The 6,951-nt window shown below is 59.0% G+C and carries 5 protein-coding genes; 4 read left to right on the forward strand and 1 reads right to left on the reverse strand.

From position 1 onward, the window contains the following. The first annotated feature begins 840 nt into the window (after window positions 1–840). The 3 genes from NHH03_RS26720 (at window position 841) to NHH03_RS26730 (ending at window position 4,497) form a co-directional block, all read left to right on the forward strand. A complete protein-coding gene (locus tag NHH03_RS26720; RefSeq protein ID WP_253161416.1) occupies window positions 841–1,833 on the forward strand; it encodes an adenosine kinase in 993 nt (330 codons plus the stop codon). Window positions 1,834–1,933: 100 nt separating this feature from the next. After that, complete coding sequence (gene proS, locus NHH03_RS26725) at window positions 1,934–3,445, forward strand: proline--tRNA ligase (protein WP_253161417.1); 1,512 nt, start codon at window positions 1,934–1,936, stop codon at window positions 3,443–3,445. Window positions 3,446–3,603: 158 nt separating this feature from the next. Further along, window positions 3,604–4,497 carry a DUF6655 family protein gene (locus tag NHH03_RS26730; protein WP_315861493.1) on the forward strand — a complete coding sequence of 298 codons (894 nt, stop codon included), beginning with the start codon at window positions 3,604–3,606 and terminating at the stop codon, window positions 4,495–4,497. Window positions 4,498–4,519: 22 nt separating this feature from the next. On the opposite strand, the gene NHH03_RS26735 is transcribed toward NHH03_RS26730, so the two are convergent. Beyond that, window positions 4,520–5,482 (reverse strand): S26 family signal peptidase, encoded by a 963-nt coding sequence (locus NHH03_RS26735; RefSeq protein ID WP_253161419.1) that lies wholly within the window; start codon window positions 5,480–5,482, stop codon window positions 4,520–4,522. Between the two features lie 211 nt (window positions 5,483–5,693). On the opposite strand from NHH03_RS26735, the gene NHH03_RS26740 reads away from it, so the two are divergent. Further along, window positions 5,694–6,749, forward strand: a complete 1,056-nt coding sequence (locus tag NHH03_RS26740; RefSeq protein ID WP_390895647.1) for a beta-ketoacyl-ACP synthase III — start codon at window positions 5,694–5,696, stop codon at window positions 6,747–6,749. The last annotated feature ends 202 nt before the right edge of the window (window positions 6,750–6,951 follow it).

Here is a 6,951-nt window from a genome sequence, read left to right on the forward strand (position 1 = left end):
ACCCACCGTAGCTGGGCCGGCCACGGTTCAGATCTCCCCCCGCACCCGCGACCGACTGAACCCTGGCGGGATCAGCTACGTTTCCAACCATCCCGCCGTAGCTGGACCGGCCACGGTTCAGATCTCCCCCGCACCCGCCACCAACTGAACCCTGGCGGGATCAGCTACGTTTCCAACCAACCGACCGTAGCTGGACCGGCCACGGTTCAGACTCTCCCCCGCACCCGCCACCGACTGAACCCTGGCGGGATCAGCTACGATTCCAACCGACCCACCGTAGCTGGACCGGCCACGGTTCAGATCTCCCCCCCGCACCCGCCACCGTCTGAACCCTGGCGGGATCAGCTACGTTGCCAACCGACCCACCGTAGCTGGGCCGGCCACGGTTCAGATCTCCCCCCGCACCCGCGACCGACTGAACCCTGGCGGGATCAGCTACGTTGCCAACCAACCCACCGTAGCTGGACCGGCCACGGTTCAGACTCTCCCCCCGCACCCGCCACCGCCTGAACCCTGGCGGGATCAGCTACGATTCCAACCAACCCGCCGTAGCTGGACCGGCCACGATTCAGACTCCCCCCGCACCCGCCACCGACTGAACCCTGGCGGGATCAGCTACGTTTCCAACCAACCAACCGTAGCTGGACCGGCCACGGTTGAGATCTCCCCCGCACCCGCCACCAACTGAACCCTGGCGGGATCAGCTACGGCGCGATAGGTTGCGACGATCCCTCCCACCGCTTGCCCCCCGGGAGCACTAACTTCCATAACACTAGAGTCTGGACTACGTTACCGATCCTGAATGAACTTGATCGATCACTTTTTCCAGAGGCCCCCTTGATGGCTTTGTACGACGTTTATGGTGTAGGCAACGCGTTGGTAGATATTCAAGCGCGCGTGGACGACAGCGTGCTGGAACACCTGTCACTCGACAAAGGGGTGATGACACTGGTTGACGACGAGCAGCAATCGAGGGTGCTCAGCCATTTGGAGGGTCGTTCGCTCAATCGCTGTGCCGGCGGGTCGGCGGCCAACACCATCGTCGCAATCGCCGAATTGGGTGGATCGGCCGGCTACATTGGCAAAGTCGGCAACGATGCAATTGGCGAGTTTTTCTTGAAAGACATGCGCGATTTGGGAGTCTCGATCCAAGTCGATCCATCGGACCTGCCCACCGGCACCTGTGCCGTGTTGATCACCGAGGACGCCCAACGGACCATGCTGACCAACTTGGCCGCATCCACCACGTTAGACCCCGCCGACATTGACGAAGACAAGATCGCCGCCTCGCAGTATGTCTACATCGAAGGCTACCTGTTGACCGGCGAGAGCACCAAAGCGGCTGCCTATCGGGCCATCGAACTGGCGCAAAAGCACAACGTCAAGATCGCCTTCACCGCATCGGATCCGTTTCTGGTCAACATGATTCGTGACGAGATCTGGGATCTGATCACCGGGCCGGTCGATCTGTTTTTCTGTAACGAAGAGGAAGCCAAATCATTGACCGGCGAATCCGATCCGTTGGTCTGTGCGGTCAAAATCCACGAGCACTGCGAGAACGTGGCGCTGACGCTGGGTGACAAGGGTTCGATCGTGATGCACGGCGGAGAGTCGTTCCCGATCGAAGGCGTGCAAGTTGATGCGATCGATTCCACCGGAGCCGGCGACATGTATGCCGGAGCGTTGTTGTATGGGATCACCAACGGCATGGACTGGCGAACCGCCGGTCACCTGGCCTCGCATGCCGCCGGACGTGTGGTGGCTCAACTGGGCGCGCGCCTGGAACGCAAATTCACCGCCGCGGAAATCAGCGAGCTCAGCCGATTGAGCTAGTGCCTTGGCACGGCTAACTTCTAGGATTGGCCACGGAAAAGAGTCAGCGACGCTGTCGGCCGCAACATTGTTTCTAATTTCTCTGGTCAATTGAATTCACATGGCGAAAGCATCCAAGACAGCGATCTCTCCAACCCGCGCCGAAGACTATCCCGAGTGGTACCAGCAAGTGATCCGCGCCGCGGATCTGGCTGAAAACTCGCCTGTCCGCGGCTGCATGGTGATCAAACCTTGGGGCTATCAGTTGTGGGAGAACATGCAGCGGTCGCTGGACGATATGTTCAAAGCCACCGGACACCAAAACGCTTATTTCCCGTTGTTCATTCCGATGAGCTTTCTGGAGAAAGAAGCCGAGCATGTCGAAGGGTTTGCCAAAGAATGCGCCGTTGTCACCCACCATCGGCTGGAACCCAAACCCGGCGGCGGTTTACAACCGGCTGGCGAGTTGGAAGAACCGCTGATCGTACGGCCGACCAGCGAAACCATCATCGGTGCGACCTATGCCAAATGGGTGCAAAGCTATCGCGATCTGCCGATCCTGATCAACCAATGGGCCAACGTTGTTCGCTGGGAAATGCGAACACGGATGTTCCTGCGGACTGCCGAATTTCTGTGGCAGGAAGGGCACACCGTTCATGCCACCGACACCGAGGCAATCGAAGAAACCGAACGAATGATCAACATTTATGCCGATTTTGCCCGCAATTGGATGGCGATGCCGGTCACCGTGGGTGCCAAAACCGCCGGCGAGCGATTCCCCGGTGCGGTTGAGACGCTGTCGATCGAAGCGATGATGCAAGATCGAAAGGCGCTGCAGGCCGGGACCAGTCACTTCCTGGGACAAAACTTTTCCAAGGCGCAAGAGATTGTCTTCCAAAGTGAAACCGGGACGCGAGAATATGCCTGGACCACCTCCTGGGGTGTCTCTACACGTCTAGTCGGCGCGCTGATCATGACCCACAGCGACGACGACGGCTTCGTCCTGCCGCCGAAGTTGGCGCCCACGCATATCGTGATCTTGCCGATCTACAAAGACGACTCCCGGACCGCGGTGATGGAATACATCCACACCCTGCGTGACGAATTGCGAGACCTCAAATACGAGGGCATGAATCTGCGGGTCGAAATCGATGACCGCGATGTCCGTGGCGGAGAAAAGAAATGGCATCACGTCAAACGTGGCGTTCCGATTCGGCTGGAGGTCGGTCCCAAGGACATGGAAAAAAATTCTGTCTTCATGGGACGTCGCGACCAGCCCAAAAGCATTGGCATGGACCGCAGTGAATTGGTGGCCACGGTCAGTGACCTGTTGGCCGACATTCAACAGTCGCTTTACAACCGTGCCGATCAATTGCGGATCGACAACACGGTCACGATCACCAACGAAGCCGACTTTCGCGACTACTTCACCCCCAAGAACAAAAAGACGCCGGAGATCCACGGTGGCTTTGCAGTCTGTCACTTTGCCGACGAACCGAGTTTGGAGCCGTTGTTGAAGGAGCTGAAGGTCACGATTCGGTGTGTTCCGAGCGAGAACAACGACACCCCGGGCACCTGTTTCTTCACCGGAAAACCGGCCGAAAAACAAGCCATTTTCGCGAAAGCCTATTAGTGCAGCGGCGTGAAACGGACTTGCCTGGCTCGGGCAAAGTCGGTAGTTAAGAGATCAAATTCGCCGGTTTTCCGGTCCCGCCTGAATTGATCTCGCCGCGTTGATTGCTTGCATCGTCGATGTTTCACACCCTTTGTCACCGTTGTTCCCACGCAAAGATGGCGCTGATCTTGATCAGCGTTCTCTCGGTTGGAATATGTGGTTGTGGCACCACCCGGGAAAACGTGGCGACGTCACAACTGGTGACCAGCGAAGCGGTCGACCTGAGCATTCAACACATGGACTTCAGGCCGCTCAGTGGTCGTACGGTCTATTTTGACAGCGGCTACATTCGGGCGGTCAAAGGCGATGGCATCGTCAATTCCGACTACGTCATCAGCGGACTTCGCCAGCAAATGCTCGCCGCCGGTTGTCTGCTACAGGATTCGGCTCAGGACGCCGAGATCATTATCGAAGGTCGAATTGGCACGCTGGGGGCGGACAACCACATGGTTACCTACGGCATCCCCGAAAACAATTCATTGACGTCGGCGGCCAGTCTGTTGCCCAATTCCCCCTCGTTGCCGGCACTGCCCGAAATTGCATTCGCCAAACGCGAGGCTCGCGAAGCGGCTGCGAAGATCGCTGCGTTCGCCTATGACCGTGAAACTCGCCAACCGCTGTGGCAGTCCGGCGTCCGACACTCCGTGGCCACCGCCAAAAGCACCTGGGTGATGGGCATCGGGCCATTCCAAGGCGGTTCGATTCGCGACAAAACCAAATTGGCCGGCAGCGGGTTTCGATTCGGACGCCGCAGCGCGACCGGATCGACCAACCAATCCAATGATCGTCCCGCGGTCGACTACACCGCAGAAACACGGTTCAACCAAGGCTGGCCGGATTTCAGTGACGTCGGGCATGGCGCAGAGATGATCGCGTCTAGCCCGGTTGAAAAGCCAGACAACCAGGGCGGCGATGGCGATCCCGCCGCCGAGAACGCCGGCGAGCAAGCCGCCGAGAAAGTCGCTGAGGCGCCGGCGAGCGATTCGGCAGAGAAAACCAAGCAGCGCTAGATTCACATGCGTGAGGGGATCGTCAGGGCGATGCCTGCTGCACCCGACCGATGATCTGGTCGCGACCAATCGGGCCGACAGAGCGACTGTCGATGCTGACCGGAACGTTGTCGCCGACGACAAAGACTTGGTCGTCATCCAACCGAATCGGATAACTCACCCGTCCACTCGGCCGGTCATCACGGTATTCGATTTCTCGCAGCACCTGCAGACGCAACGGCAAACCGACAGCGGCTGGAATCCTGACTGCGATCGGATGTGACGCATCCAAATCGGGTGTGGAAAGCGAAGAACCGGAAACGGCTGACGCATCTCGCGCCGGCGTGACACTGCGGGTCGGGTTGATCACATCGATGAAATCGGGAGCCCGGTAAAACGCGATTTGGATGTCGGACAAGTCGGCGATTTGATCCATCGTTTTTCCAGGCGTGATTCGCAACGCCAACCGGTCAACCGGGTTCAGGTTCCGGCGCACCGCCGTGTTGGTGGGATAGTCATCCATCACCGCTGTCAGTCGATCGCCGGCGTGAGGATTGAAGTGGTGATAGACCAGCCACTGGGGTTGCGATTCGCAGCGGTGCCAATCCGTCTGGTCATCGGACACCGGGACCCAGGCAGGACGCAGAAATTCCGTCTTGGATCGTTGTGCAATCAAGTCCTCCAATCGCTGTGAATTGACGGTCAACCGCCCCTCGGAAAGGTCAACGACGTCGCCGCCGAGTGCAGCGATCCGTTTGATTCGATCTCGACCATCCCAGCGGACGGCTACAACGTCCCCGATCCGCAGCGGCCCCATCGCTGCGACGACTTCGCAGAGAGTGTCACCCGCCAGCGTGGGCTGCATCGAGTCGCCGTGAATTTGAAACGTTTGCTTGCTGGCCCCGTAATGCCCTGATCGAAAGCCCAACCAGTAGCCTGAGGCGAAAATGGCCAGCACTGTCAATAATGCGACTGTTTTTGCGATGGGATTTTTGATCGACTTCATCGACACTGGATTCTGCTGACGAGACGCTGGAGCCCTCGTTATACTTGAATCACCGCCAAAACCCGCGGCTCTTCTGTTTTTACTCCGGACGATTCATCAACTGATGCCCGAACCGACGACTCTTTCCCGCAATCCAGACGCCAACCCACCCCTCGATGCGCAGCGGGAGGAGCAACAGGAACAGGAATTGGAGTCTGTGACCCGCGGCCCAATGGGCGCTGTCATGGGCGTCAAGATATTGGGATCCGGAGCCTTCGTTCCCGACAACGTGATCACCAACGAAGACTTGGCGGCGCTCGGTTGCGATAGTGAATGGATCGTGCGCCGCACCGGAATTCGCCAGCGCCGTCACGCCACCGACGACCAGGCCACCAGTGACCTGTGTTATGAAGCGTCGCTGCGCTGCCTGGAGGACGCCGGAGTCGCAGCGGAAGAAGTCGACTTGATTTTGGTCGCAACGATCACCCCGGATCACTTCACGCCCTCGACAGCCTGTCACTTGCAGCGACGGTTGGGCACGGTGTCCGCAGCCATGGATTTGGGCGCCGCCTGTGCCGGTTTCATGTACGCAATGACCACCGCCGCACAGTTCATCGCCACCGGAAACGCCAAACGGGTGTTGGTCGTGGGAGCGGATTTGATGAGCCGTACCGTTGATCCCAACGACAAGAAAACCTACCCCTTGTTTGGTGACGGTGCTGGCGCGGTGTTGATGGGCCCCGATGACACAGGCCCCGCTGACACGGTGGTCGACTCAAACAACGGTGCTAGTAACGATCACCGTGGCGACCAGGCCGATGCCCGCGCAGGGATCCTGTCGTATCAGCTGGGCAGTGAAGGTTGTGGCGGCGAAATGCTATGCATTCCTGCCGGAGGAACGCGCCTGCCACTGACCGAACAGACCCGTCGCGAGGGTCTGCAGTATCTGCAGATGGATGGCCGGAATGTGTTCAAGTGGGCGGTTCGCGTGTTCGACGAAAGCGCCAAAGATGTGCTGCGGGCCGCCGGCGTCTCGGCCAAAGAATTGGCGTTGGTGGTGCTGCATCAAGCCAACCAACGGATCATCGACTCCGCGGTTCGCGATCTCGCTGTGCCACCGGAAAAAGTGTTCGTCAATCTAGACCGCTACGGCAACACTTCCGGCGCGAGCATCCCGCTAGCCCTCGATGAAGCCTTGAAAGCTGGCCAAGTCAAACGCGGCGACTATATCCTGATGTGCGGTTTCGGCAGCGGCCTGACTTGGGGAACCGCACTGGTCCGATTCTAGCCAGTCGCAAGTTGGTGTGGAGGATTGATCCGAACGGCTTGATTCATCGCAGAACCCCCTCACCCCGAGTCGGATAAATCCTCCACACCAGCGCCGTTGGAGCTATCCAGTGAACGACATCGCTCCGCGATTGAGCCCGCGGAGGACGACGCATGAATGAGTCGCGGAGCGACGGCAGTCGATAGCCTGGTGGCGTCAGCCC

Source organism: Stieleria tagensis (assembly GCF_024129865.1).
GTDB classification, from domain to species: Bacteria; Planctomycetota; Planctomycetia; order Pirellulales; family Pirellulaceae; genus Stieleria; species Stieleria tagensis.

Bases quoted from the DNA above. Each gene is read 5' to 3' on its own strand.
- NHH03_RS26720 (WP_253161416.1), top strand. From the start codon at position 841: ATGGCTTTGTACGACGTTTATGGTGTAGGCAACGCGTTGGTAGATATT.
- proS (WP_253161417.1), top strand. From the start codon at position 1,934: ATGGCGAAAGCATCCAAGACAGCGATCTCTCCAACCCGCGCCGAAGAC.
- NHH03_RS26730 (WP_315861493.1), top strand. From the start codon at position 3,604: ATGGCGCTGATCTTGATCAGCGTTCTCTCGGTTGGAATATGTGGTTGT.
- NHH03_RS26735 (WP_253161419.1), bottom strand. From the start codon at position 5,482: ATGAAGTCGATCAAAAATCCCATCGCAAAAACAGTCGCATTATTGACA.
- NHH03_RS26740 (WP_390895647.1), top strand. From the start codon at position 5,694: ATGGGCGCTGTCATGGGCGTCAAGATATTGGGATCCGGAGCCTTCGTT.